This window comes from Microlunatus soli, assembly GCF_900105385.1.
In the GTDB taxonomy this organism is placed as follows: Bacteria; Actinomycetota; Actinomycetes; order Propionibacteriales; family Propionibacteriaceae; genus Microlunatus; species Microlunatus soli.
The window spans coordinates 3,766,332-3,789,450 of the sequence record NZ_LT629772.1; the positions used below are offsets into that span (position 1 = coordinate 3,766,332).

Below are 23,119 nucleotides of genomic sequence, written 5' to 3' on the forward strand. Positions count from 1 at the left end.
TTCACTCTAACCCAACGGTGTTCCGCTGATGGAATTGCCGACCGTGATTACGTCTCGCTGTAACCTTTCGGCAATGTGAACGGGCAATAGGTCTGCATTTGTCCGTCCACCCGATCCTGCGCGCGTTCCAGTGCCGCCCGCGGTGTCGCCGAGCCGATCTTCACCGTGCTCATCACCTGAGAGACCGCGTCCCACCAGAGCGCGCCGACCGGGATCGGCGGTCGTGAGGTGGAGTAGCTGAGTTGACTCAGTTGGGTCCGTACCGACTTCAGGGCCGGGATGTCGAAGACTGCCTCCTGGGTCGGCAGCGAGGAGGTCGGCGGGCAGTAGATCGTCTGCCCGGGGACTCCGGCGTAGTGCTTCATGAACTCCCAGGCCGCCTCGCTGCGCGACGAGCCCTTCGGCATCACCAGCGAGAAGCCGCCCGACCAGGTGTACGGGTCGTCGCCGGCCTTGAAGACCGGAAGATGGGTGTAGCCCCAGTCCAGTTTCGGTGCGTACTTGCTGATCGTGTGCGCCGTCCCGCTGGTTTCGATCACCATGCCGAGCTTGCCGCCGTTGAAGGCCGTCTGGCCGGGAGGCGCGTTGTCCGGTTCGTAGGACTTGATGAACGCGTCGATCCGGGAGTAGTCGTTCTTCCGGGCGAAGTCGTAGCTGAGCTGGTAGGCATCGATGATCGGATCGGAGGTCATGGTCAGCTCACAGGTCTTCGGATCGAAATACTGCGCATGCAGACCCATCGACCAGGTGTAGCCCGAGCCCTGCCCCTGCCAGGGGACGAACCCCATCCGGGTGAAGTTGCCGATCTTGTCGGTCTTGGTGATCTTGTCGCCGATCTCGAACAGCCGCTCGACGGTGATCGGGCCGTTGGACATGTCCAGTTCGTCGGGATCGACGCCGGCCTGCCGCAGCAGGGTCTTGTTGTAGTAGAGGCCGCGGGTGTCGGTGACCGTCGGCAGCCCGTACATCTTGCCCTGATAGCTGAGCTCGTTGACGGTGAACGGCAGCCAGGCATCGAGGAAGCCGGGCTCCTCGTATTTCTCGATCAGATCGTCGATCGGCTCCAGCAGCCCGAGGGCGGCGTACTGGGCGCCGGCGAACCGGTCCATCCACCACAGATCCGGCGCGGTCTTGCCGCGGACCGCGGTGATCACGCTCGTCGCGTCACCGGAATTGCCGCTGGACGGAACGTTCTGCGACGTCACCTTGATCGTCGGATTCTTCTGCTGGAAGGTGTCGATCACCTTCTGCTCGGCGTCCCGGGAATCGCCGCCGACGCCCCACATCCGGACTTCGTTGGGGCCGCTGGTGCGTTGACTGCAGCCGGCCACTGCGGCACCGCCGACCGCACCGGCCGCAGCCAGGAAACCTCGTCTGGACAGGGATCCGAACCGCCGCCCGCTCACTTGAAGCCTCCGATCGTGATGCCCTTCAGGAAGAACCGCTGGAAGACGATGAACAAGATGATCAACGGCAGCACCACCAGGAACGACGCCGCCATCAGTTGGTTGGTCTGGATGTCCTGGGTCTCGACCTGTCGGAAGGTCTGCAGTCCGATCGACAGGGTCTGCAGTTTGGCGTCCTGCAGATAGATCAACGGGCCGAGGAAATCGTTCCAGGCGCCGACCGCGGTGAAGATCGCCACTGCGGTGATCGCCGACAGCGACGACGGAAAGACCAGCTGCCAGGCGATCCGCCAGTCGCCGGCACCGTCGATCCGGGCGGCGTCCAACATGTCCTTCGGGATCTGCAACAGGAACTGGCGTAACAAGAAGATGTAGAACGCCGATCCGAACAGGTGCGGCACGATCAGCGGTAGCCAGGTGTTCACCCAGCCGAGTCGGGCGTACAGGTCGAACATCGGGATCAACGTGACCGGGAACGGCAGGAACAGTGTGGCCAGCACCACGTAGAAGAGCTTGTCCCGTCCGGGCCACTCGATGCAGGAGAAGCCGTACGCCACCAGGAAACTCGACACCACCGAGAACAGCACGCTCAAGATCGTGATGATCGCGGTGTTGATGAACAGCCGGACGAACGGCATCGTGTTCAGCGCGTCGACGTAGTTGCCGAACTGCGGCGCGTGCGGCCACCAGGTCGGCGGATAGGTCGCCAGCTCCGGGCTGGACTTCAGGGACGTGTTGACCATCCAGTAGAGCGGAAGCAGCAGCAGGCAGCAGGCCGCGATCATCACCACGCGGGCGATGATCGAGCTCCACCACGGCTGGCGGGATCCGTCGGCAGCGCGGTTGAAATCGCTGCTGCGCTTGGGCGTCGGCGTCTTCGACCGATCGCCGAGGCCGGCCTGTTCTCCAAGATCGGAAAGGGCGGACATCGATGTTCTCCTCTCAGCCTGCGGCGACGTCGTAGTTGACGAATCGACGGGACAGCCAGTAGATGACACCGGCCAAGATCATTCCCACCAGAAACAGCAGGATCGCCATCGCCGACGCGTAGCCGAGCGAGGCATAGGAGAACGCGTTCTTGTACAGGTACATCATGTAGAACAGCGTTCCGTTGTCCGGATCGCCCAGACCGTTGGTCAGGACGTAGCCCTCGGTGAAGACCTGGATCCCGTTCGAGACGCCGGTGATCAGGTTGAACAGGATCGCCGGGCTGAGCAACGGCAGCGTGATCGAGGTGAACTGTCGCCAGCGGGACGCACCGTCCACCCGGGCGGCCTCGTAGATGGTCGAGGGGATGTTGCGCAGGCCGGCCAGGAAGATCAACGCCGCATTGCCCGCGCCGAGTTGTGCCATCCCGACGATCACCACCTTGGCGCTGATCGGGGTGCCCAGCAGGTTGACGTTCTCGGTCCCGAACAACGCCATGAAGCGATTGACCAGGCCGAACGTCGGGTTGACGAACACGCTGAAGACGAACGCCAGGGCGAACACCGGCACCAGCGACGGGATGTAGAGGGCGGCCCGGTAGAAGCCGACCTCGCGGACGTTCCGGTTCATGGCCAGCGCCAGCAGTACGGCGACGATCAGACCGATCGGCACCGCGAGCCCGGCGAAGAAGACGGTGTTGAAGGTCGACTGGTGGATCAGCGGGTCGGTGAAGATCGACGCATAGTTCTTCAGTCCGATCCAGATCGGTGACTGCATCCCGGAATAGCGGGTCAGGCTGACGATGAGGGAGTAGATCACCGGGTAGATCACGAAGGCACAGACTCCGATGATCCATGGCGAGACGAACAGCAGACCGGTTCTCAGTCGTCGTCGTTGGGCAACGGTCAGGCGGCGCGACCGACCGGGGGCATCGACCGCACGGGGAGCGGCGTCCGACACGCTCACCCGGGTAGAACTCGTCATCGAACTCCTCCTCGACCGCACCGGTTCCCACCGGTCGGTCCTGGCGGACCTGGGGGAAACGATGATTGCTAATCAAGACGGATTAGTAAAGAGGCTTGAGATAATGAATCGAGCATGATCGGATGGAGTACGCACGTCTGTGAGCAACCTCTCAGCTGCTGTCCGACCTCACGCACCGCGCAAAGGAGCTGTAGTCCGTGCCTGCCCCGCTACGAGTGGCAACTCTGAGTTTCTGGCATGTTCATGCCGGGGACTACACAAGATCATCCGTCCAGCATCCAGATACCGAGCTCGTCGCCATTTGGGACGACGACGCCGAACGCGGCAAGGAAGCTGCCGCCAAGTACGAGACCGAGTACGTCGCCGACTTCGAGGCCCTGCTGGCCCGGGACGACGTCGACGCGATCACCGTCACCACCGAGACCAGCCGGCACCGGGACCTGATGGTCGCCGCGGCGAAGGCCGGCAAGCACATCTTCACCGAGAAGCTGCTGGCGCCGACCGTCGCCGAGGCCGAGGAGATCATTAAGGCCTGTGACGACAACGGCGTGAAACTGATCGTCTCGCTGCCGCGGCTGTACGACGGCTACACCAGCGTGGTCCGCGACGTGCTGGCCTCGGGCAAGCTCGGCGACCTGACGTACGCGAAGGTCCGGCTGTCCCACAACGGGTCGGTGGCCAACTGGCTGCCGGACCGGTTCTACGATCCGGAACCGTCGATCGGCGGTGCGCTGACCGACCTCGGCTGCCACCCGGTCTATCTGACCCAGCTGATCCTCGGCAGCCATCCGAGCACCGTGCAGGCGACCTACGGCAAGGTGACCGGTCGTCAGGTGGAGGACAACGCCGTGGTGACCGTCGGCTACGAGTCCGGCGCGATCGGCGTGATCGAGGCCGGCTTCGTCTCACCCGACCCGTTCCTGATCGAGATCGGCGGAACTGAGGGCTGGCTGAGCTACAGCGACGCCGACGACTCCGTCCTGGTGTCGGGCAAGGCGTTCGGCGAGGGTCCGCAGCGGATCGCGGTTCCGGAGAAGTCGCCGAGTGCCTACCAACAGTGGGTGCAGCACATTGCCGACGACACTCGTGCCGATGACAACATCGCTGCCGCGCTGGAGCTGACCCGGCTGGTGGTGGCAGCCAACGAGGCCGCCGCAACCGGCAAGACCATTTCGTACAAGTGATCTGCCACCCCGAGACGACAAGGAAGACCAGGAAGACATGATCAAGGTAGGACTCATCGGCGGTGGCGGCATCGCCAATGCGCACATCCGCGGCTACGCCGAACATGCGGACAAGATCAAGATCGCGGCGGTCGCCGATGCGGTCGAGGAGACTGCGAAGAAGCGCGGTGACGAGCTCGACGCGGCGCCGTACACCGACTACAAGAAGATGATCACCGAGGCCGAGCTGGACGCGGTCGACATCTGCCTGCCGCACCACCTGCACGCCGACGCGATCGTCGCCGCTGCGGAGGCCGGGCTGAATGTGCTGTGCGAGAAGCCGCTCTGCCTCAACCCGGACGAGGCACGGCAGGTCAACGACGCCGTCAAGAAGAGCGGCATCACCCTGATGTCGGCACACAACCAGCTCTTCATGCCGGCCGTCGCCAAGGCCAAGGAGTTGCTGGAGGCCGGTGTGATCGGCACCGTCTACGAAGTGCGCACCACCGACAGCTTCTTCAACAACTTCGACCCGGCCAACATGGGCTGGCGGGCACACGCGGAGACCTCCGGTGGCGGTGAGCTGATCGACACCGGCTACCACCCGAGCTACCTGATGCTGCATCTCGCGGGTGGTGTCCCGGTGGAAGCGACCGCGATGCTGTCCACCCACCGGCTGAAGTTCATGGAGGGTGAGGACAGCGCCCAGGTGCTGATCCGCTTCGACAACGGCGTGGTCGGACAGCTGGTCACCAGCTGGGCCTACCAGCCGGCAGCCGTCACCGAACGGTTCTCCGCGGTCGGCGAGCTCGGATCGCTGCACAGCGACGGCACCACCCTGAGCTACCGGCTGCGGGACGGCAAAGAGGAGTCCTTCACCTTCGACAAGGTGGAGACCTTCACCGCCGAGATCGGTCACTTCGCGCACTGCCTGGAGACCGGTGAGCGGCCGCCGCACACCGAGAAGGAGGGCATCGAGGTGCTCGGCATGATCCTCGCCGCCTACGAGAGTGCGGAGAAGAAGACCATCGCCCCGGTCCTCAACGTGCTCGCCTGACCACCTGCAACACCCTGCGCGACTGTCAGCATCCCGCTCCCTTCGACGAGCTCAGCACCCCCTGGGCCGGTCGAAGGGGCGGGATGCTGTCGTTAGCGTGATGGTGAGATCTTGGGCCCGGCCACGAGCTGCGGGAGGGCAGCCAGAGCGGTGAGATGACGCTCGACCTCAGCCGCCCACCAGTCGTCGGTGCGGCGAGCGGTCAGCAGCGCCCACCACAACATCGAACTCCAGCCGAGCAGGATGACGCGTACGCGATCCAGTTCGGTCCCGATCGGCAGTCCGAGGCGGGTCCGTTCCTCGGCGAGCAGGGTGATCAGGTCGGGCGTCTCGGCCACTCCGGAGGTCATTTGGGCATACGCCGCATCCCAAGCCCAGTGAGCGGTCCGTGGGATCGGATCGATCAACCTCCACGGTCCCTCCGGCCGCGCGGCGACGGAGTTCCAGAAATGCACGTCGCCGTGTCCGACGACGTGTTCACCCAGCGACCGCAACCAGGCGTCGTCGGCAGTCGTACGGTGCACGACTTCCCGTGCGGGACCGGGACATCCGGCGTCGACGGCGATCGCTCCGTACTTCTGGGTGAAGTCGGCATCGATCGGGTAGGTCGGCAGTCGGAGTCGGACGGCTTCTTGTTGAAATCGGGCCGCCGCGCACATCACGGCGCGCGCGGTCGCCGGTTGATCCGAACGCCCGCGAACCGGCAGGTCGTCCATGATCAACCACGGTCGTGGTTCATCCGCGAGGGTTGCCCCGTGGGCACGGATCCGCGGCACGACGTCGTCACAGCGGCTGCTCATTGCCGGCATCCAGACGGCCTCGAGCTCGCCGAGCTCGGACTTCAGCACGACGGGAGAGTGGTCGGTGATCCAGCGTGCTCGGACGACCTTACTGCCGCCATCGGGATGCGCCGCGACCTCGGTGATCAGGCCGCCCAGATGTTGATCTTGCCGAATGAGCTCGATCAGCTCGGCGGATGCTGCACCAGTCATGCTCACTCTCCCTCGATGCCCACCATCCTGACAACGACCGGCGGTGTTCGCACCGAGGTTTCCGACGTGAAACCGAGATTCCCGCACCGGTTCCGTCTTTCCGCACCCCGTGCAGAGGGTGCGGAAAGACCGAACCGGTGCGGGAATGAGGGGTCAGGGGTGCTTGGGGGAGTGCGAGGACTTCGGCCGACCGGCGGGCTTGTCGTCGTCCTTGGGGCCGAAGCGAATGTAGAGCAGGGTGGTGGCGATCAACGCCAGGCAGGCGATGATGGCGAGGTTGTCGCCCATCAGGCCGTTGGGGGTGTGGATCGCCGGCCGGATCAGCAGGCACAGGATCAACATCGCGATCCCGCCCTTGAGCAGCAGCCGGGCCATGGCGACGATCATGCGACCTCCTCGCTGACGGCTTCGATGTGCCTCAGCGGCGGCACGTCGTCGGCGAAGTGGCATGCCGTCCGGTGTCCACCGCCGATGTCGGACAGCGCCGGCCGCTGCTTGCGGCAGATGTCCTGCACCAACGGGCACCGATTGGCGAACACACAGCCGGTCTGCGCCGGCTCGCCGATCAGCCGCTCGGTGCCGGCCTCCTGGTCCTCGCGTTCCTTGGCCAGCTGGGGATCCGGGATCGGGATGGCCTCCAACAGCATGTGCGTGTAGGGATGCTTGGGCGCGGTGATCAACTGCTCGGTCGGCCCCTCCTCGACGATGTAGCCGAAGAACATCACGGCGATCCGGCCGCCCTGGGCGAAGTAGCGCACCACACCGAAGTCGTGGCTGATGAAGACGAATCCGATGCCACGCTCGGCCTGGAAGGACAACAGCAGGTCCAGGATCGCCACCCGCATCGACACGTCCAGCATCGAGGTCACCTCGTCGGCGACGATCAGCTGCGGTTCCAGGCCGATCGCGCGGGCGATCGAGACCCGCTGCCGCTGTCCGCCGGACAGCTGATGCGGATAGCGCTGCAGGAATTCCGGCGTCGCATCCAGCCCCACCTGCTGCAACAGTTCCAGCATCTTGGGCTGCACGGTGCGCCAGGTGGCGAGCTTGTGCTGCAGCATGCCCGGCGCCAGCGTGCTGCCGATGGTCAGGCCCGGATTCAACGACCCGTACGGGTCCTGGTGCACCATCTGCACCTGACGGCGCCACTCCTTGCGGGCCCGACCCTTCAAGGTGTTGATGTCGTTGTCCTCGAAGGCGATCGTGCCCTTGGTGGGCTCGTGCAGGCCGGCGATCATCCGACCGAGGGTGGTCTTGCCACAGCCGGACTCGCCGACGATGGCGACCACCTCGCCGGCATCGGCGGTGAGGTTGACATGGTTCAGCACCGGTCGACCGCTGCCGGTGGCATAGGTGTGCGTGACGTCACGCACTTCGAGCAGACTCACGCTCCGGACACCTCCAGTGCACGGTTGGCCACATGACAGGCCACCAGATGATCATGGTCGTCGGATATCAGGTCGGGCTCCTGCGCGCTGCAGACCGGCTCGGCCAGCGGACAGCGCGGGGCGAAGCGGCAGCCCGGCGGCAGCTTGGCCAGGTTGGGCACGCTGCCACCGATCGGCTTCACCCGTAGGCCGGCGTTCAACACGCTCGGGATCGCACCGATCAGGGCCTCGACGTAGGGATGCCGTCGACCGTTGCCGAAGATCTCCTCGGTGGTTCCCGACTCCACCAGCCGACCGGCGTACATCACCGCGACCCGGGTGGCCAGCTCGGCCACCACCGCCAGGTCATGGGTGACGAAGATGATCGTCACCCCGAGCGTACGGTGCAGGTCCTTCAGGATGTCGATCACCAGCCGCTGGTTGAGCACGTCCAGGGCCGTGGTCGGTTCGTCCAGGATGACCACCGACGGCTTGAGCAGCAGCGACACCGCGATCGCGACCCGCTGCTTCATGCCACCGGACAACTGGCTCTCGTACGACTTCCAGATCCGCTCCGGCTGCAGTTGCACCAGCTCCAGCAGATGCTCGAAGTACTGCCGTCCCTCCTGCGGGTCGGCGAACGACTCCGGATGGGCCTGCAGGATGTGCTCGACCTGCTTGCCGATGGTCAGCACCGGATTGAACGCGTTCATCGCGCCCTGGAACACCATCGCCAGCTCCGCGCCGCGGAGCTTGTTGAATTCGGCCGTGGACAGCCCGGTGGTCGACTCGCCGCGGAAGGTGACCTCGCCGGCGATCACCTGACCGGGCGGCGGAACGATGCCGAGCAGCGAGTAGGCCAGCGTCGACTTGCCACAGCCGGACTCGCCGACCAGGGCACAGATCTCACCGGCGTTCACCGTCAGGCTGACATCCTCGACGGCGCGGACCGAGCCGGGCCCTTCACCGAAGGCGACAGTGAGGTTCTTGATCTCCAGCAGTGGTTCGCCGACCGCGGTGGTGGCACGACTGCTCTGCGATACGGCGGTCACTGGACACGCAGCCTCGGGTTGAAGACGCTGTCCAGCGCCCGGGAGAAGAACACGAACGCCACCTGCAGGATGACGATCGCCGCCATCGGGGAGAACAGGTAGAACGCACTGTCGGTGGTGTAGAGCGCACCCTGCGCCATGGCCAAGTTGATCATGATTCCCCAGTTGGTGCCGGCGATCGGTGCGATGCCGAGCAGGAACAGTCCGACCTCGGCATAGATCGCGCCGGTGATCGCGAGCAGGAAGTGGATGGCGACGTACGGTCCGACGTTGGGCAGCAACTGTCGGCCGACCATGTTGCCCAGCGACACGCCTTGCAGCTTGGCTGCTTCGACGAAGTCGCTACTGCGCAGACTCATCGCCTGTGATCGGATGGCTCGCGCCAGGCCCGCCCAGGCGGTGATGGATAACACGCAGGCCAGGACGAACGGGTTGGTGGTGTGGATCACCGCGGCCAGCACGATGATCAACGGCAGCCCGGGGATGGTCAGAAAGATGTCGGTGATCCGCATGATCACCGAATCGGCGAGTCCACCGACGTAGCCGCTGAGCAGCCCGACGGCGACGCCGACGAAGATCGTGACGACCGCGGACAGCACGCCGACGATCATGATCGGGCGGGCGCCGACGATGATCTGGCTCAGCACACCCTGGCCGAGCGAATCGGTGCCCAGCGGATGCGCCATGGACGGTGCCTGGTAGGCGTTGTTGGCGTCCTGATCGTTGCTCACCTGGACGAACATCGGGCCGAAGATGGCGAGCAGCACGTAGCACAGCACGATCACGCCGCCGACCAGAGCGCCCTTGTCGTTGCGGAGGATCCGCCACAGATCTGATGCAAACCTCATGCGACCGTGCCTCCCACCGGAACAGCGTCGTCACTGGAATCGGCCGTGTCCTCGGCAAGCTTCCGAGTCGCCGGATTGGCGATCCGCGGGTCGACCAGCGGATAGAGCAGATCGACCAGCAGATTGGTCACGACCACCGAGACGGTGATCAACAGGAAGCAGCCCATCATCAGCGAGTAGTCGCGCTGGTTGACCGACTGGATCATGTAGAAGCCGATCCCCGGATACTGGAAGTAGGTCTCGACGAACACCGAGCCGCCGAACATGAACCCGATCGACAGGGCGAGCTGGGTGACCATCGGCAGCATCGAGTTCCGGCCGATGTAGGAGCGGCTGATCCGCCGCTCACTCAGTCCACGGGACTCCGCGGCCCGGACGTACTCCGAGCCGAGCACCGAGATCGCGCTGCCCTTCATCGCCAGCGCCCACCCTCCGAACGAGGTGATCACCGACGCCGCGATCGGCAGGATGCTGTGATACAGAACGCTGCCCAGATAGGGCGCGTTGAAGCCGGGCGTCACGTCGACCGAGTAGGCGCCACCCGGCGGGAACACCCGGTACACACCGGTCAGGAAGTACAGCAGCACGATCGCCACCAGGTAGCTCGGCACGGCGCTGAGCAGGGAGACCACGAAGGTCATCACCTTGGTGAAAGTGCTGTTCTGGTTGGCCGCCATCGCCGAGCCGATCGCGACGCCGATCAGGAAGCTGATGATCAGCGACACGGCGACGACCAGGATGGTCCAGGGCAGGGCCTCGGCGATCACCGCGGTGATCGTGGTGCCCGGATTGGTGATCGGACGGCCGAGGTCACCATGCAGGATGTTGATCAAGTAGTCCTTGTACTGGACCAGGACCGGGTCGGTCGGGAGCACGCCGTAGATCGCGTTGATCCGCTGTTGGATGTCCTGCTCGGTCAGACCGCCCTGCTGCCGAAGCTGCGACTCCAGCGCAGCCATCGGGTTGCCGGGCATCAATCTGATCATGAAGAACGACAGCGTCATCACGATGTAGATGGTCACCAGGGCCATCACGACGCGCTTAGCCAGATAGCGCAGCATCAAGATTCCGTTCGAAGATGGGGCGATGAGACAGACAGGGGTGAGGTCGGGGCATGATCACCGGCACGGCGTGACCACCCCCCGACCCACCGGCTGCTACTTCTTCGGGACGACGTAGCCCTGCTGGAAGGCCAGTGACATGCCGCCGCTCATGTTGGCTCCGACGATGTCCCACAGCGGGCTGGTGCCGTTCTTGTCCTTCGGTGGCCAGTTGGTGAAGTTCGTCTCCGAATACTCGAACTGGTAGACCTTGGTGGCGTACCAGATGTAGGGAACGTCCTCGTTGACCAGTTGGGCCCAGTTCCAGACCTGCTTGTTCATCTCCGGTCCCGGAGCCACCGTCTTGGACTGCTGGTAGATCGTGTTCGGGACATTGACGTTGCCCAGTCCGGGCACGTCGGTCTTCGGTCCGAAGCCGATACCGCGCTTGCCGGCGTAGTTGCCGGAGGCGGTGTAGTTCTGATCATGCAGCATGGTGTTGTACACGCCGAGCGGGTTGTTGCCACCGACCAGGTACATGCCGATGTCGAAGTCGCCGTTGTGCTGGTCGGCATCCTGCTGCGCACCCGAGGTGGCGTTCACGTCGGACTTGATCCCGAACGCGGTCAGCGCCTTGGACGCGGAGTTGAACGAGGTGACGATGTCGGAGGTGCCGGAGTTGGCGGTGAAGGTCAGCTTGAACGGCTTACCCTTCGGCGTCATCCACTGATCGCCCTTCTTGGTGAAGCCCTGCGATTTCAGCAGCTCGGTGGCCTTGGCCGGATCGACCGGATATTTGTTCAGCTGGTTGATCTTGTCCTGCGGCAGGTAAAGCTTCTCCAGTGACGGCGAGATCCCGGTGTTGACTTCCTTCCAGGTGCCGCCGGCGCCGGCTCCCGTGCCGTAGGCGGCATCACTGATCTGCTGTCGCGGGATGACGTAGGCCAGCGCCTGCCGAACCTCCTTGATGTTCAGCGGGTACTTGTGGCTGTTGAAGCCCATCACGAAACCGAACGCGAGCGGCAGTGCGGTGTTGGACTCGGGGGTCTTGTTCCACCGCTTCAGGATCGGCGGCGGCAGGTAGACGTTGGAGAAGTCTGCCCGGTTGGAGAACAGCTGCGGGTAGATCGTCTCATTGGCGCCGTTCAGATAGTCCAGGCCGCCGAATTTGATCTTGTCCGCTGCCCAGAAGGTGTCGGACTTGGGAAGCTTGGCCTCCTTGGTGGTGATGTTCTCCAGCTTGAACGGGCCGTTGCCGATCACCTTGTCGACCTTGTAGGCGGCGAGCTTCTTGAAGACCGCACTCATCCGCTTGAACTCCGGCATCTTGGCAGCCTTGTCCGGATCCTTCTGATAGGCCGTCCAGTAGGCGAAGACGTCCTTCTCCAGTTGCGGCGTGACGAACTTGCCGTACACGCTGGAGGCGTAGGTGAGCATGCCGAAGATGTCGGCTTGGGCCAGCGCCATCGGCTGACCCTTCTTCAGGGTGTAGACCACGGTGTGCTCGTCCGGGGTCTCGATCTTGGTGATGTCGTTCCAGAAGCCGTCACCGCGGGTGGCGTCCAGGATCGCGGTGTCGTAGACGTCCTTGCTGGTGACCGGGGTGCCGTCCTCCCACTTCGCTGCTTTGCGCAGGTGCACGGTGAGCTTGCCGGGGGCGGTGTCCCAGCTCTCGGCCAGCTGCGGCTCGTACTCGGTCAGGCTCGGCGCCTTCTGGATCGCCAGCGGCACGTTGATCAGATTGTCGGTGATGCCGAGGCCGTTGACGTTGTAGCGGTTGAACGACCACGTCGTGTTCCAGCTGCAGCACGGCGAGTAGGTCAGGAACTTGCTCGAGTCGCCGGCAGCGGCGCTGCCACCGCCTCCGGCCGCCGCACCGCCCGCGGCGCCACCGCCGGCCGTACCTGCGGTGCAGGCCGCGGCGGTCATCGAGATCGCGGCAGCGGCGACGACCAGCGCAACGGCGCGCTTCTTGGTCGGAGCATGGCCGCGCTGGATTCGGGTATGCCCGGAATCGTTCCGGGTGCTGAGCTCGGTGCGGAGCTCCGGGGTATCTCGACCCGGCACGAGGCGCAGGAACGCCGAGCGTAACCGGTGCACAACTGAAGTGGCAGATCTAGCCATTGGTCCTCCTCGACCCGCAGCGGGCCCCCAACGTTGCCCGTCGAAGAGGCATTCTGGATTAATCGGTCCGCGTTAGTAAAGGGGATGGACAAATCTTCACCTGCTCGTGACCGTGGTCTCTCGTTCGCCTCAGGTAGTGAACGACGACCGCTTATAGCGGAACGGCGCGCTCTGTGGGGTCACGATGAGGTAACGATCGAGACTTCCTGTTCCTCCTAGTCAGCGACGGTTTCTCGGGACGAGGTCCGGTGATTGGCCCCAGATGAAGGGAAGCTGAACGACCGCCGGGAGCGGGCGTTGTCTAGGGTGGCGAGTGCACAAGAGAGCGTAAGACGACGGGGACATGGGGTCCGGTTGTCGCCGTCGCCTTCGGCGATCGGCGATCCGAGTGTGGTTCGTCGGCGTCCGTCGCAGCTGCGTGTGACGATCTTCGGCGCGCCCCGGTCCGGGAAAGGTTTGGTTTGCCAACTCCAGCGGAAACTGGAACGAATGTATCTGCCGCCGAGGAGTCGACGAGCCCGAAGCTGCGTGCCGAACACGTCTACAAGGTGTTCGGCCGGCGGGGGGCCGAGGCTGTTCGGCTGCTCAATGATGGTGCCGACGCCGAGGCGGTGAAGTCCTACGGCACCGCGGCGGTGATCGACGCGAGCTTCGAGGTCGCCCCCGGCGAGATCTTTGTCGTGATGGGGCTCTCCGGTTCGGGCAAGTCGACCCTGATCCGCACGCTGAACGGGCTCTGGAAGCCGACTGCGGGCAAGATCTATGTCGGCGACGTGGACATCACCGCGGTGCAGGACGCCGAGTTGCGCGCCGTCCGACGCGAACAGATCTCGATGGTCTTCCAGCACTTCGCGTTGCTGCCGCACCGATCCGTACGGGAGAACGCCGCCTACGGACTCGAACAGCAGGGCGTGGAGAAGGCCAAGCGGCTGGAACAGGCCGATCATTGGCTGGACGTCGTCGGGCTGAAGGGTTGGGGCGACCGACTGCCGAGCCAGCTCTCCGGCGGCATGCAGCAGCGCGTCGGCCTGGCCAGAGCACTGGCCGCCGAGACCGACATCCTGTTGATGGACGAGGCCTTCTCGGCGCTGGATCCGCTGATCCGGCGCGAGATGCAGGATCAGCTGATCGAGCTGCAGTCCAGCCTCGGCAAGACCATCGTCTTCATCACCCACGACCTCAACGAGGCCATGTACGTCGGCGATCGGATCGCCGTGATGCGGTCGGGCAGGATCGTCCAGATCGGCACGGCAGAGGAGATCCTGACCGACCCTGCGAACGACTACGTGGCGAAGTTCATCGCCGACGTCGACCGCTCCCGAGTTCTGACCGCATCGTCGGTGATGGAGCAGAGCAAGGCTGTCGTTCCGGTGTCGGTCGGACCCCGCGGAGCCGTGGAGGAAATGCGCCGGCTGCAGGTGTCCGGACTGCTGGTCGTCGATCGCGATCGCAAGCTGCTCGGCTACGTCACCGACGACACCGCCGTAGAAGCGGTCAAGGCCGGGAACACCGACCTGCAGGCCCTGATCCGCACTGATCAGTTGGTGACGGTCGCCGAGTCGGATTCCTTGGCCACCCTATTTGCGCCGTCGGTGGACTCGCCGATTCCACTCGCTGTGGTCAGTGACAGTGGAAAGCTGACGGGCATCGTGCCGCGGGTGGCGCTGCTGGCCTCGATGGCTCAGGACATCGCTGCAGAGGATTCGGCAGAGGAAGCTGGCGGCACGGAGAGCAAGTCGGGATCGGAGGCGACTGCGTGATGGGCATCTTCCAATGGATCCTGAATCCCAACGTTCCGCTCGGCGACTGGGCTGAGAGTCTGTTCGACTGGCTGCTGGCGAATGCGTCCGGATTCTTCGACGTCATCAAAGCGATCATCGGTGCTCTTTACTCTGCTCTCGATTTCGTTCTGGCCTCCCCGCCTTACTGGATCATGATCTTGATCTTCGCTGCGATCGCGTTCTTCGCCAGCGGGTGGCGGCTTGCGGTCTTCACGGTGATCGGCTTCTGGTTGATCAGATCGTTCGACCTGTGGCCGCATGCGATGGATACGCTCGCGCTGGTCATCGTCGCGGTCGTGATTGCGCTGGTGATCTCGATACCTCTCGGCATTCTGGCCGCACGCAACAAGTGCGTGTCCGGGGTTGTCCGACCGGTGATGGACCTGATGCAGACGACACCGACGATGGTCTACCTGATCCCCGCGATCATCTTCTTCGGGATCGGCTCGGTGCCCGGTGCGGTGGCTACCGTTGTCTTCTCGCTGCCGCCTGGCGTGCGGCTGACCGAGCTGGCGATCCGACAGGTTGACCAGGAGGTCGTCGAGGCAGGTCAGGCGTTCGGCTCGAGCTCGGGCCGGATCCTGCGGCAGATCCAGATCCCGTTGGCGATGCCAACGATCATGGCTGGCGTCAATCAGGTGATCATGCTCGCGCTATCGATGGTCGTCATTGCTGGAATGGCAGGGGCCGAGGGCCTGGGCAAGGATGTGAATGAGTCGCTCCAGCAGCTGGACACCCCGCTGGGTGTCGAAGCAGGCCTGGGCGTTGTGATCATCGCTGTATTCCTGGATCGGGTCACGTCTGCCGCGGGGCAAGGACGCCGAGGTAAGGCGGACGCTGGATGAGTTGAACCACTAAAGCCGAATAATCGGTCCGTAGCTACGTCGGGTAGACACTGAAGTGAAGAAGGTAAGGGTGAAACGATCATGAAGAAGACGAGGCTCGGAGTAGCCGCAGTTGCGGTCGTCAGTGCGCTGGCGCTTGCCGCCTGTGGCGCGTCGAATACCGGGGGAACCCCTGCCGGTGGTGGTGACGCCGGCGGCAGTGGCAAGGACGACATGGCGAGCAAGTACGCCAAGTGTGATGTGACTGACGGAGTCAAGGACGCGTCGTCGACCAAGATGGCCGCTGGTGAGGACAAGAAGGTCACGATCACGGCGTTCAGTGGGTGGGCCGAGTCTGCTGCCACTGCCTACGTGATGAAGGACGTGCTAAACAAGAAGGGCTACCAGGCGGAGGTCGAGACGCTCGATGCCGCGCCGGCTTTTACCGCGGTTGCACAGGGTGACTACGACGTCCTCAGCGACGTGTGGCTGCCCAGCACGCACAAGGCCTACATCGACAAGTACGGTGACAAGATGGAGCCCCAGGGCTGCTGGTTCGACGCAGCGACGATCGAGGTCGCCGTCCCTGCTTACTCGCCGGCGAAGTCCATCGGTGATCTGAAGACGATGGCCGACAAGTACAACAACGAGATCATCGGCATCGAACCCGGCGCCGGCGAGACGAAGACGATGAAGGAAGCCACGATCCCCAAGTACGGCTTGGATGATCTTCAGTTCAAGACCTCGTCGACGTCTGCGATGCTGCAGTCACTCGATACCGCGTACAAGTCGAAGAAAAATGTCGCCGTGACCCTGTGGTCCCCGCACTGGGCGTACTCGAAGTACGACCTGCGCAAGTTGGAGGACCCCAAGGATGCGATGAGCGGCAAGGAAGGCATCTGGAACTTCTCCCGCACCGGATTCAGCAAGGATCATCCGCTGGCCTCGCAGTTGTTCAAGAACCTGACGTGGCCGGAGGACGACCTCAACTCGCTGGAGAACCTGATGGTCGGCAAGTACGACAACAAGAATCCCGACAAGGCTGTCCAGGAGTGGCTGAAGGACAACCCGGATTTCGAGGACCAGCTGGTCTCGGGACAACTGAAGAAGTAGCACGCTGACCCGTTCGACGGGCCAAGCGCAGCAGGAGGGGGCCGTGTCGGCAGGACGCCGATCCGGCCCCCTTTGCTTTGCTCAATCACCAACAGACTGCGAAGGCAGTGGGATGACAACAGAAGGAATACACAAGGCACGCACTGTGATCGTCGCGATGGCCGCGGCGACGGCGCTCCTGGTGAGCGGCTGTAGCGCCTCCAACACCGGTGGCCAGGAAGTCGGTGGCGGCAGTAGTGACAAGGGTTCCGGAGACATCGCGAGCAAGTACGCCGATTGTCAACCTGGCGAAGGAGTCAAGGACACCGCGTCGATGAAGATCGGTGCCGACGAGGACAAGAAGATCACGATCACCAAGTTCGCCGGCTGGGCTGACGGTGCAGCCAACGCGCACCTGATGAAGGCGATCCTCGACAAGGCCGGGTATCAGACCGAGGTCAAGACCCTTGACGCCGCGCCGGCATACACGGCCGTGGCGCAGGGCAACTACGACGTCATCACCGATGCGGAACTGCCTAGTACACACAAGGCCTACATCAACAAGTACGGCGACAAGCTCGAGCCACAGGGCTGCTGGTATGACAATCCGACGATCGAAATTGCGGTGCCGACGTACTCGCCCGCGAAGTCGATCGGCGATCTGAAGACGATGGCTGGCAAGTACAATAACGAGATCATCGGTATCGAGGACGGTGCCGGCGAGACTCAGACGATGCAGGACAGCACGATCCCGAAATATGGGTTGCAGGATCTAGAGTTCAAGACGTCGTCGAGCGCAGCCATGCTCCGCGCACTGGATACTGCCTACAAGCAGAAGAAGAACGTCGCCGTCACGCTGTGGACGCCGCACTGGGCCTACCAGAAATACGATCTGCGCAAGCTGGAGGACCCGAAGAAGGCGATGAGTGCCAAGGAGGGTCTCTGGGACTTCACCCGGACGGGCTTCGGCAAGGACCATCCGCTTGCTGCGCAGCTGATGCACAACATGGTCCTGGACGAAGATCAGATGGTGGAGTTGGAGAGCGTGATGGTCGAGAAGTACGGCGACAAGAACCCCGACAAGGCGGTCGCCGAGTGGCTAAGCAAGCACCCGGACTTCGTCGATAAGGTGGCCAGTGGGGGATTTGCGTAGTAGACGAGCTCTGGGCTAGGTCGGGGTCCATCGAGCTGGGAGGTCGAGAGCCGTGGCTCAACGTGGGACAGGATCGGGTGATCGTCGATCTCGAACACCGACGCTCCCCTCGGCTCTCATGCGACCTGCATCCACGCCCAACTACAGCGCGGGCAGTCATTGACTCGACTCGCTCGAAGCGATACAAGGCATTGCAGGTGCGCTCCAAACGGTCGGAGTTGGATCTCCAACTATCAAATTCGCAACTAGACTCAAATAGTCTACCTCTTGACTTCGGATCTGTATCTGTATCGTGCGTAATGTGCGACGTATTGGGTTGGTCGAGTCTCGCTGAGCTCGAATATTTCAGCGTGAGCGATCACAGATTGTGTGTTGCACACGGCGGTGCCGAAATTCAGCATCGCGCGCACGAGGAGATGGGATTTCATGCATCGAGCGTTCCCGAAAGTTGTTGCCGGGGTGGTGGTTGCGGCAGTGTCGCTGGTTCTGTCGGCTCCCGCAGCTTCGGCTTCCACAATGTACGACACAGGGAAGAGATTTGAGTCTGCCCTAGGGTGTGATCAAACAGGCCGAGGACTTGTTGCCACGCATGACAATTGCGTCGGTTACTGGTGCATGTACATATCATCGCGCTATCACCTTGTAGTCGAAGTGCGATGAGGGCGCCGTTTTGATCGCGCATAATCAATGAAAGGTCTGGGTACATGAAGAGGAATAGTAAGGGTGCTGCGCGATTGATTGTGTCTGGCGCTGCGGCATTGGTTGCGGCGTCTGGGATTACGTTGGCAAACGCGCCCGACGCTTCAGCGGCCGCATGGCGATCGTTCGAGACCCATACGACTGCGATATCGTGTGACAAGTCTGGCCGATATTGGGTCAATGATTACAAGAGGTGGCTCTCCGGCCCGGGCTACTATGTCGGATACAGCTCCTACTCCTGTCTCAGCGACAATCATGGAAGATACCGGCTGTATCTGTATGGCCTAGTGATCGAGTGAGATGGCGTGCTGCTGACGTCTGATCGAAGAGTCGTGGGCTGAGGGCCGGGAGGTCGGCGGACGGGGCAGCGTCTGGGGTGTGAGTCAGGCCTTCGGCCCCGAACCCCTCGGCAGACGGATGGGCCTCACCGGATGATCCGGTGAGCCGATGCCCGATCATCAGATTGAGACGAATTCGTCTCATTTGGTACGCTTTCGTCTCGTGAGTCCCGAGATCAAGCACCAAGCCACGCTGCGATCCGCGGCCGAGCTGCTGGCCCGGCATCCGGGCGCCGGCACCGACGAGATCGCGCGGTCGGCGGGGATCAGCCGGGCAACGCTGCATCGGCAGTTCGCCAATCGCGACGTACTGATCGATGCCCTGGAGGACCTCGGCATCCGTGAGATCGAGGCCGCGCTGGACGCGGCCAGGCTGGACGACGACCGCGCAGCGGACGCGCTGCGACGGTTGGCCGACGCGGTCGCACCGTCGGCCGGTCTGCTGGCGTTCCTGATGTCCCAGGCCCAGCTGTGGGATCGCAGCGACCCCAATCCGGGCTGGGATCGGATCGACCATCGGGTCCAGGACCTGTTCCGCCGCGGTCAGCGAGACGGTGACTTCCGGATCGACCAGAATCCGGTCTGGTTGGCCGAAGCCGTCTACGGCCTGATCAGCTCGGCGGCCTGGTGCATCCACACCGGTCTGGTCGGCCAGGCCGAGTTCCCGACCATGATCGTCGACCTGCTGCTGGACGGTGTCCGCCGTCAGGAGGGCTCGTGACGACCTCGACAACAGGAGTCCCCGAGCTGACCCGCGGCCGCCGGTGGATCGCGCTCTCGGTGCTGGCGCTGGCGGTCCTGTTGATCGCCGTCGACGCCACCGTGCTCGCCATCGCCACCCCGTTCCTCAGCGAGGATCTGGAGCCGACCGGCGTCCAACTGCTCTGGATCGGGGACAGCTACGGCTTCGTGATCGCCGGTCTGCTGGTGTCGATGGGCAGCCTCGGCGACCGGATCGGTCGCAAGAAGCTGCTGCTGATCGGCGCCTCGGCCTTCGGGCTGATCTCCATCCTGAACGCCCACGCGCCGACCGCTGAGGTGATGATCGCGGCGCGTGCGTTGCTCGGTGTCGCCGGCGCCACCCTGATGCCGTCCACGTTGGCGCTGATCCGCAACATCTTCTCCGACCCGGCCGAGCGCACCGTCGCGATCGGCGTCTGGGGTGCGATGTCGTCCGCCGGGATGGCGATCGGCCCGATCCTCGGCGGAGCGCTGCTGGAACACTTCTGGTGGGGATCGGTGTTCTTGATCAACGTGCCGGTGATGGTGGTGCTGGTGATCGCCGGCATCCGGCTGCTGCCCGAGTCCAAGGCCACCCGGGCCGGCGCCTGGGACCTGCCCAGCGTGCTGCTGTCGCTGGTCGGCATGTTCGGCGTGGTGTACGCGATCAAGGAACTCTTCGCCGTCGGTCCACGACTCGACATCCTGCTCGCAGCGGTCGTCGGGGTCGCCGCACTCGCGGTCTATCTGCGTCGGCAGCGACGGCTGGAGAACCCTCTGCTCGACCTCAGCCTGTTTGCCAATCGGTCGTTCAGCGCGGCGGTGCTGGCCGATCTGCTGGCGATCCTCGGCCTGTCCGGCCTGGTGTTCTTCCTGTCCCAGTATTTCCAGCTGGTGCAGGGATATCGGCCGCTGCTGGCCGGGCTGGCCGAGCTGCCGTCGGTGGTCGGCGCGATCGTCTTCGGGCTGCTGGCCGGCCGGGTCGGTCGGCTGATCGGCGTCCGGGTCGGCATCACTGTCGGGCTGATCGCGCTGAGTCTGCCGATGGCGGCGTTGATCTTCGTCGGCCCGCACACGGCCTATCCGGTGCTCGGCCTGCTGATGTTGATCGTCGGCTCCGGCGCCGGTCTGACCTTCACCCTGACCGCCGACCTGATCCTGACCAGCGCCCCGGCCGAGCAGGCCGGCGCCGCCAGTGGAGTCTCGGAGACCGCGTACGAGCTGGGCGGTGCGCTCGGCATCGCGCTGATCGGCTCCGTGGTCACCTCGGTGTATCGCGGCTTCACCGCTCCGGCCGGTGTGCCGGCAGCGGTGGCCGACGCCGCCCGCGAATCACTGGGTGGTGCGGTGCACGCGGCAGCCGGCCTACCGGACGGCCTCCGCAGTGCTCTGCTGGAAGCCGCCCGAACGGCGTTCACCGACGGACTCCGCTACGCCGGCCTGGCCGGCGGCCTGGTGCTGCTGCTGGCGGCGATCGTCGTCGGCCTCGCGATGCGGACCACCGCCCGCGAGACCGAACCGGATCGCACTACCAGATCTTGACTCGCTGGTCCTCGGCCAGCCAGAGGGCATCGTCCTCGGTCACCTCGAACGCTTCGTAGAACTGGCCGATGTTGCGCACGATCTGATTGCAGCGGAACTCGGCAGGGGAGTGCGGATCGGTGGCCAGCCGCTGGATCACGGCTTCGGTCCTGATCTTGGTCTGCCAGATCGCGGCGTAGCTGAAGAACAGCCGCTGGTCGTCGGTCAGCCCGTCGACCGGCTCAACCTGCTTGCCCTGCAGGGAGATCTTGTATGCCCGGTAGGCGATCGACAGCCCACCCAGATCGCCGATGTTCTCCCCGATGGTCAGCGCACCGTTCACGTGGTGGCCGGGCGTCTGCTCGGGTTCCAGGGCGTCGTACTGTGCGATCAACGCCTTGGTGCGCTGCTCGAAGGCGTCGCGGTCGTCGTCGGTCCACCAGTTGATCAACCGGCCGTCACCGTCACAGGTGGATCCTTGATCGTCGAAGCCGTGGCCGATCTCGTGACCGATCACCGCACCGATGCCGCCGTAGTTGACGGCATCGTCGGCGTCCTCGTTGAAGAACGGCGGCTGCAGGATCGCTGCCGGGAAGACGATCTCGTTGCGCAGCGGGTGGTAGTAGGCGTTCACCGTCTGCGGGGTCATGAACCACTCGTCCGGGTCGACCGGCTTGCCGATCTTGCTCAGCACCCAGTCCAGCTCGAACTGGTGAGCCCGGATCACGTTGCCGATCAGGTCGCCCGGCTTGATCTCCAACGCCGAGTAGTCCCGCCACTTGGCCGGGAAGCCGATCTTCGGACGGAACTTGGCCAGCTTGTCCAGCGCCTTGGCCCGGGTCTCGTCGGTCATCCAGTCCAGCTCGCTGATCGATTCGGAGTAGGCAGCGATCAGGTTGGCGACCAGGACGTCCATCCGTTCCTTGGCGACCGAGGAAAAGTGCCGATCGACATAGATCTTGCCGACCGCCTCGCCAAGCGCTCCCTCGACCAGGGCGACGCCTCGCTTCCAGCGTTCCTTGTTGGTCGGGATGCCGTTCAGCACCGTGCCGTAGAAGCGGAAGCGTTCATCGACGAACTCGCTGGACAGGTACGGCGAGAAGTTGCTGATGATCTTCCAGGCCGCCCAGGACTTCCAACCGGCCAGCCGTTCGGTGGCGATCAACTTCGCCGCCTCGGCGAAGAACGACGGCTCCTGCACGATCACGGTCGCGAAGGCCGATTCGTCGATGGCGGCGGTCTCCAGGAAGGTCCGCAGCCCCAGGCCCGGTGCCGACCCGTCCAGCTCCTCCAGCGTCATCGGGTTGTAGGTGGCGCGCATGTCGCGGCGCTTGACCCGATCCCAGTGCAGGGCGGCGATGTCGGTCTCCAGCTGGACGGCCAACCCGGCCTGCTCCGCCGCGTCGGGAAAACCGGCCAACTCGAAACTCTTGGTCACGTGCTCGAGATAGCCGGCGCGGATCTCGGCGTACTCGTCCTCGCGGTAGAACGACTCGTCGGGCAGCCCGATCCCGGACTGGGCGGCAAACATGATCATCTTCTTCGGGTCGCCGGGATCGGCGTCGCTGTCGAAGTCGAACAGTCCGGACACGCCGGTCCGGGCGAAGCGGCCGAGCAGCCGGACCAGATCGTCGGTGGTCGCCACCTGCTGCACCTCGGCCAACAGCGGCCTGATCGGCTCGGCGCCGACGGCCTCGACGGCGTCGGTGTCGACGAAGCTGGCGTACAGCATCGCGATCTTGCCGTCGTCACTGGTCGGGTCGAGGGTGCCCGGATCGTCGCCGGACAGGCCGGTGATGATGTCGTTGACCGCCTTCTCCGCCTCGTCCCGGAGCTTGATGAACGAGCCGGTCATCGGTTGGTCGTCGGGGATCTCCGCCGACTTCAGCCAGCCGCCGTTGACGTGGCCGAACAGGTCGTCCTGTGGACGGACGTCGGCGTCGACGCCGGAGAGGTCGAGAGCGGGAACGGGCTGATGGGTCTGGGCAGCTTCGGTCACGAATCGATGCTACAAGGAGCCACGGCGAGGTC

At 64.1% G+C, this 23,119-nt stretch carries 19 protein-coding genes; 8 read left to right on the plus strand and 11 right to left on the minus strand.

Features of this window, described 5'->3' with window-relative positions; genetic code table 11:
• Positions 1-47: 47 nt before the first annotated feature.
• The 3 genes from BLU38_RS17290 to BLU38_RS17300 are packed head-to-tail and all read right to left on the minus strand — an operon-like array spanning position 48 to position 3,317.
• Positions 48-1,406: an ABC transporter substrate-binding protein gene (locus BLU38_RS17290; RefSeq protein ID WP_091526756.1), complete on the minus strand. Its 1,359-nt coding sequence runs from the start codon at positions 1,404-1,406 to the stop codon at positions 48-50.
• Positions 1,403-2,335: a carbohydrate ABC transporter permease gene (locus tag BLU38_RS17295; RefSeq protein ID WP_091526757.1), complete on the minus strand. Its 933-nt coding sequence runs from the start codon at positions 2,333-2,335 to the stop codon at positions 1,403-1,405. The genes BLU38_RS17290 and BLU38_RS17295 overlap by 4 nt, the downstream gene beginning before the upstream one ends.
• Positions 2,336-2,348: 13 nt before the next feature.
• Entirely contained in the window at positions 2,349-3,317 is a 969-nt protein-coding gene (locus BLU38_RS17300) for a carbohydrate ABC transporter permease (protein WP_091526758.1), read from the minus strand.
• A 197-nt stretch (positions 3,318-3,514) separates the two neighbouring features.
• On the opposite strand from BLU38_RS17300, the gene BLU38_RS17305 reads away from it, so the two are divergent.
• Both BLU38_RS17305 and BLU38_RS17310 read left to right on the plus strand, forming a co-directional pair.
• Positions 3,515-4,501: a Gfo/Idh/MocA family protein gene (locus BLU38_RS17305; protein WP_091526759.1), complete on the plus strand. Its 987-nt coding sequence runs from the start codon at positions 3,515-3,517 to the stop codon at positions 4,499-4,501.
• Positions 4,502-4,538: 37 nt separating this feature from the next.
• Positions 4,539-5,537, plus strand: coding sequence for a Gfo/Idh/MocA family protein (locus tag BLU38_RS17310; protein ID WP_091526760.1), 999 nt, complete (start codon positions 4,539-4,541; stop codon positions 5,535-5,537).
• A 92-nt stretch (positions 5,538-5,629) separates the two neighbouring features.
• Here BLU38_RS17310 and BLU38_RS17315 read toward each other — a convergent pair whose 3' ends face one another.
• The 7 genes from BLU38_RS17315 to BLU38_RS17345 all read right to left on the minus strand — a co-directional run bounded on the left by BLU38_RS17315 (position 5,630) and on the right by BLU38_RS17345 (position 12,903).
• Positions 5,630-6,529 carry a hypothetical protein gene (locus tag BLU38_RS17315; protein WP_091526761.1) on the minus strand — a complete coding sequence of 300 codons (900 nt, stop codon included), beginning with the start codon at positions 6,527-6,529 and terminating at the stop codon, positions 5,630-5,632.
• Positions 6,530-6,682: 153 nt separating this feature from the next.
• Complete coding sequence (locus BLU38_RS17320) at positions 6,683-6,916, minus strand: hypothetical protein (protein ID WP_091526762.1); 234 nt, start codon at positions 6,914-6,916, stop codon at positions 6,683-6,685.
• Positions 6,913-7,917, minus strand: coding sequence for an oligopeptide/dipeptide ABC transporter ATP-binding protein (locus tag BLU38_RS17325; protein ID WP_091526763.1), 1,005 nt, complete (start codon positions 7,915-7,917; stop codon positions 6,913-6,915). Before BLU38_RS17325 ends, BLU38_RS17320 begins: the two co-directional genes overlap by 4 nt.
• Positions 7,914-8,948 carry an ABC transporter ATP-binding protein gene (locus BLU38_RS17330; RefSeq protein ID WP_091526764.1) on the minus strand — a complete coding sequence of 345 codons (1,035 nt, stop codon included), beginning with the start codon at positions 8,946-8,948 and terminating at the stop codon, positions 7,914-7,916. The genes BLU38_RS17325 and BLU38_RS17330 overlap by 4 nt, the downstream gene beginning before the upstream one ends.
• Positions 8,945-9,796 (minus strand): ABC transporter permease, encoded by an 852-nt coding sequence (locus BLU38_RS17335; protein WP_091526765.1) that lies wholly within the window; start codon positions 9,794-9,796, stop codon positions 8,945-8,947. Before BLU38_RS17335 ends, BLU38_RS17330 begins: the two co-directional genes overlap by 4 nt.
• Positions 9,793-10,857, minus strand: coding sequence for an ABC transporter permease (locus tag BLU38_RS17340; protein WP_091526766.1), 1,065 nt, complete (start codon positions 10,855-10,857; stop codon positions 9,793-9,795). Before BLU38_RS17340 ends, BLU38_RS17335 begins: the two co-directional genes overlap by 4 nt.
• Positions 10,858-10,953: 96 nt before the next feature.
• Positions 10,954-12,903 carry an ABC transporter substrate-binding protein gene (locus tag BLU38_RS17345; RefSeq protein ID WP_157683529.1) on the minus strand — a complete coding sequence of 650 codons (1,950 nt, stop codon included), beginning with the start codon at positions 12,901-12,903 and terminating at the stop codon, positions 10,954-10,956.
• A 581-nt stretch (positions 12,904-13,484) separates the two neighbouring features.
• Here BLU38_RS17345 and BLU38_RS17350 point away from each other — a divergent pair.
• The 6 genes from BLU38_RS17350 (at position 13,485) to BLU38_RS17375 (ending at position 21,109) form a co-directional block, all read left to right on the plus strand.
• Positions 13,485-14,720: a quaternary amine ABC transporter ATP-binding protein gene (locus tag BLU38_RS17350; protein WP_091532640.1), complete on the plus strand. Its 1,236-nt coding sequence runs from the start codon at positions 13,485-13,487 to the stop codon at positions 14,718-14,720.
• Complete coding sequence (locus BLU38_RS17355) at positions 14,720-15,586, plus strand: ABC transporter permease (protein WP_091526768.1); 867 nt, start codon at positions 14,720-14,722, stop codon at positions 15,584-15,586. The genes BLU38_RS17350 and BLU38_RS17355 overlap by 1 nt, the downstream gene beginning before the upstream one ends.
• A gap of 81 nt (positions 15,587-15,667) precedes the next feature.
• Positions 15,668-16,678, plus strand: a complete 1,011-nt coding sequence (locus BLU38_RS17360) for a glycine betaine ABC transporter substrate-binding protein (protein WP_231919893.1) — start codon at positions 15,668-15,670, stop codon at positions 16,676-16,678.
• Between the two features lie 112 nt (positions 16,679-16,790).
• Complete coding sequence (locus BLU38_RS17365; protein WP_091526770.1) at positions 16,791-17,810, plus strand: glycine betaine ABC transporter substrate-binding protein; 1,020 nt, start codon at positions 16,791-16,793, stop codon at positions 17,808-17,810.
• 1,200 nt (positions 17,811-19,010) lie between these two features.
• On the plus strand, positions 19,011-19,568 hold the full coding sequence (locus tag BLU38_RS17370) for a TetR/AcrR family transcriptional regulator (RefSeq protein ID WP_197679752.1): 558 nt from the start codon (positions 19,011-19,013) through the stop codon (positions 19,566-19,568).
• On the plus strand, positions 19,565-21,109 hold the full coding sequence (locus BLU38_RS17375; protein ID WP_091526772.1) for an MFS transporter: 1,545 nt from the start codon (positions 19,565-19,567) through the stop codon (positions 21,107-21,109). Before BLU38_RS17370 ends, BLU38_RS17375 begins: the two co-directional genes overlap by 4 nt.
• On the opposite strand, the gene BLU38_RS17380 is transcribed toward BLU38_RS17375, so the two are convergent.
• Positions 21,096-23,087: a M13 family metallopeptidase gene (locus BLU38_RS17380; protein ID WP_091526773.1), complete on the minus strand. Its 1,992-nt coding sequence runs from the start codon at positions 23,085-23,087 to the stop codon at positions 21,096-21,098. The genes BLU38_RS17375 and BLU38_RS17380 overlap by 14 nt on opposite strands.
• Positions 23,088-23,119 lie beyond the last annotated feature (32 nt).

Coding starts and splice junctions, on each gene's coding strand:
- BLU38_RS17295 (WP_091526757.1), bottom strand. CDS start 2,335: ATGTCCGCCCTTTCCGATCTTGGAGAACAGGCCGGCCTCGGCGATCGG.
- BLU38_RS17300 (WP_091526758.1), bottom strand. CDS start 3,317: ATGACGAGTTCTACCCGGGTGAGCGTGTCGGACGCCGCTCCCCGTGCG.
- BLU38_RS17310 (WP_091526760.1), top strand. CDS start 4,539: ATGATCAAGGTAGGACTCATCGGCGGTGGCGGCATCGCCAATGCGCAC.
- BLU38_RS17315 (WP_091526761.1), bottom strand. CDS start 6,529: ATGACTGGTGCAGCATCCGCCGAGCTGATCGAGCTCATTCGGCAAGAT.
- BLU38_RS17320 (WP_091526762.1), bottom strand. CDS start 6,916: ATGATCGTCGCCATGGCCCGGCTGCTGCTCAAGGGCGGGATCGCGATG.
- BLU38_RS17335 (WP_091526765.1), bottom strand. CDS start 9,796: ATGAGGTTTGCATCAGATCTGTGGCGGATCCTCCGCAACGACAAGGGC.
- BLU38_RS17340 (WP_091526766.1), bottom strand. CDS start 10,857: ATGCTGCGCTATCTGGCTAAGCGCGTCGTGATGGCCCTGGTGACCATC.
- BLU38_RS17355 (WP_091526768.1), top strand. CDS start 14,720: ATGGGCATCTTCCAATGGATCCTGAATCCCAACGTTCCGCTCGGCGAC.
- BLU38_RS17360 (WP_231919893.1), top strand. CDS start 15,668: ATGAAGAAGACGAGGCTCGGAGTAGCCGCAGTTGCGGTCGTCAGTGCG.
- BLU38_RS17365 (WP_091526770.1), top strand. CDS start 16,791: ATGACAACAGAAGGAATACACAAGGCACGCACTGTGATCGTCGCGATG.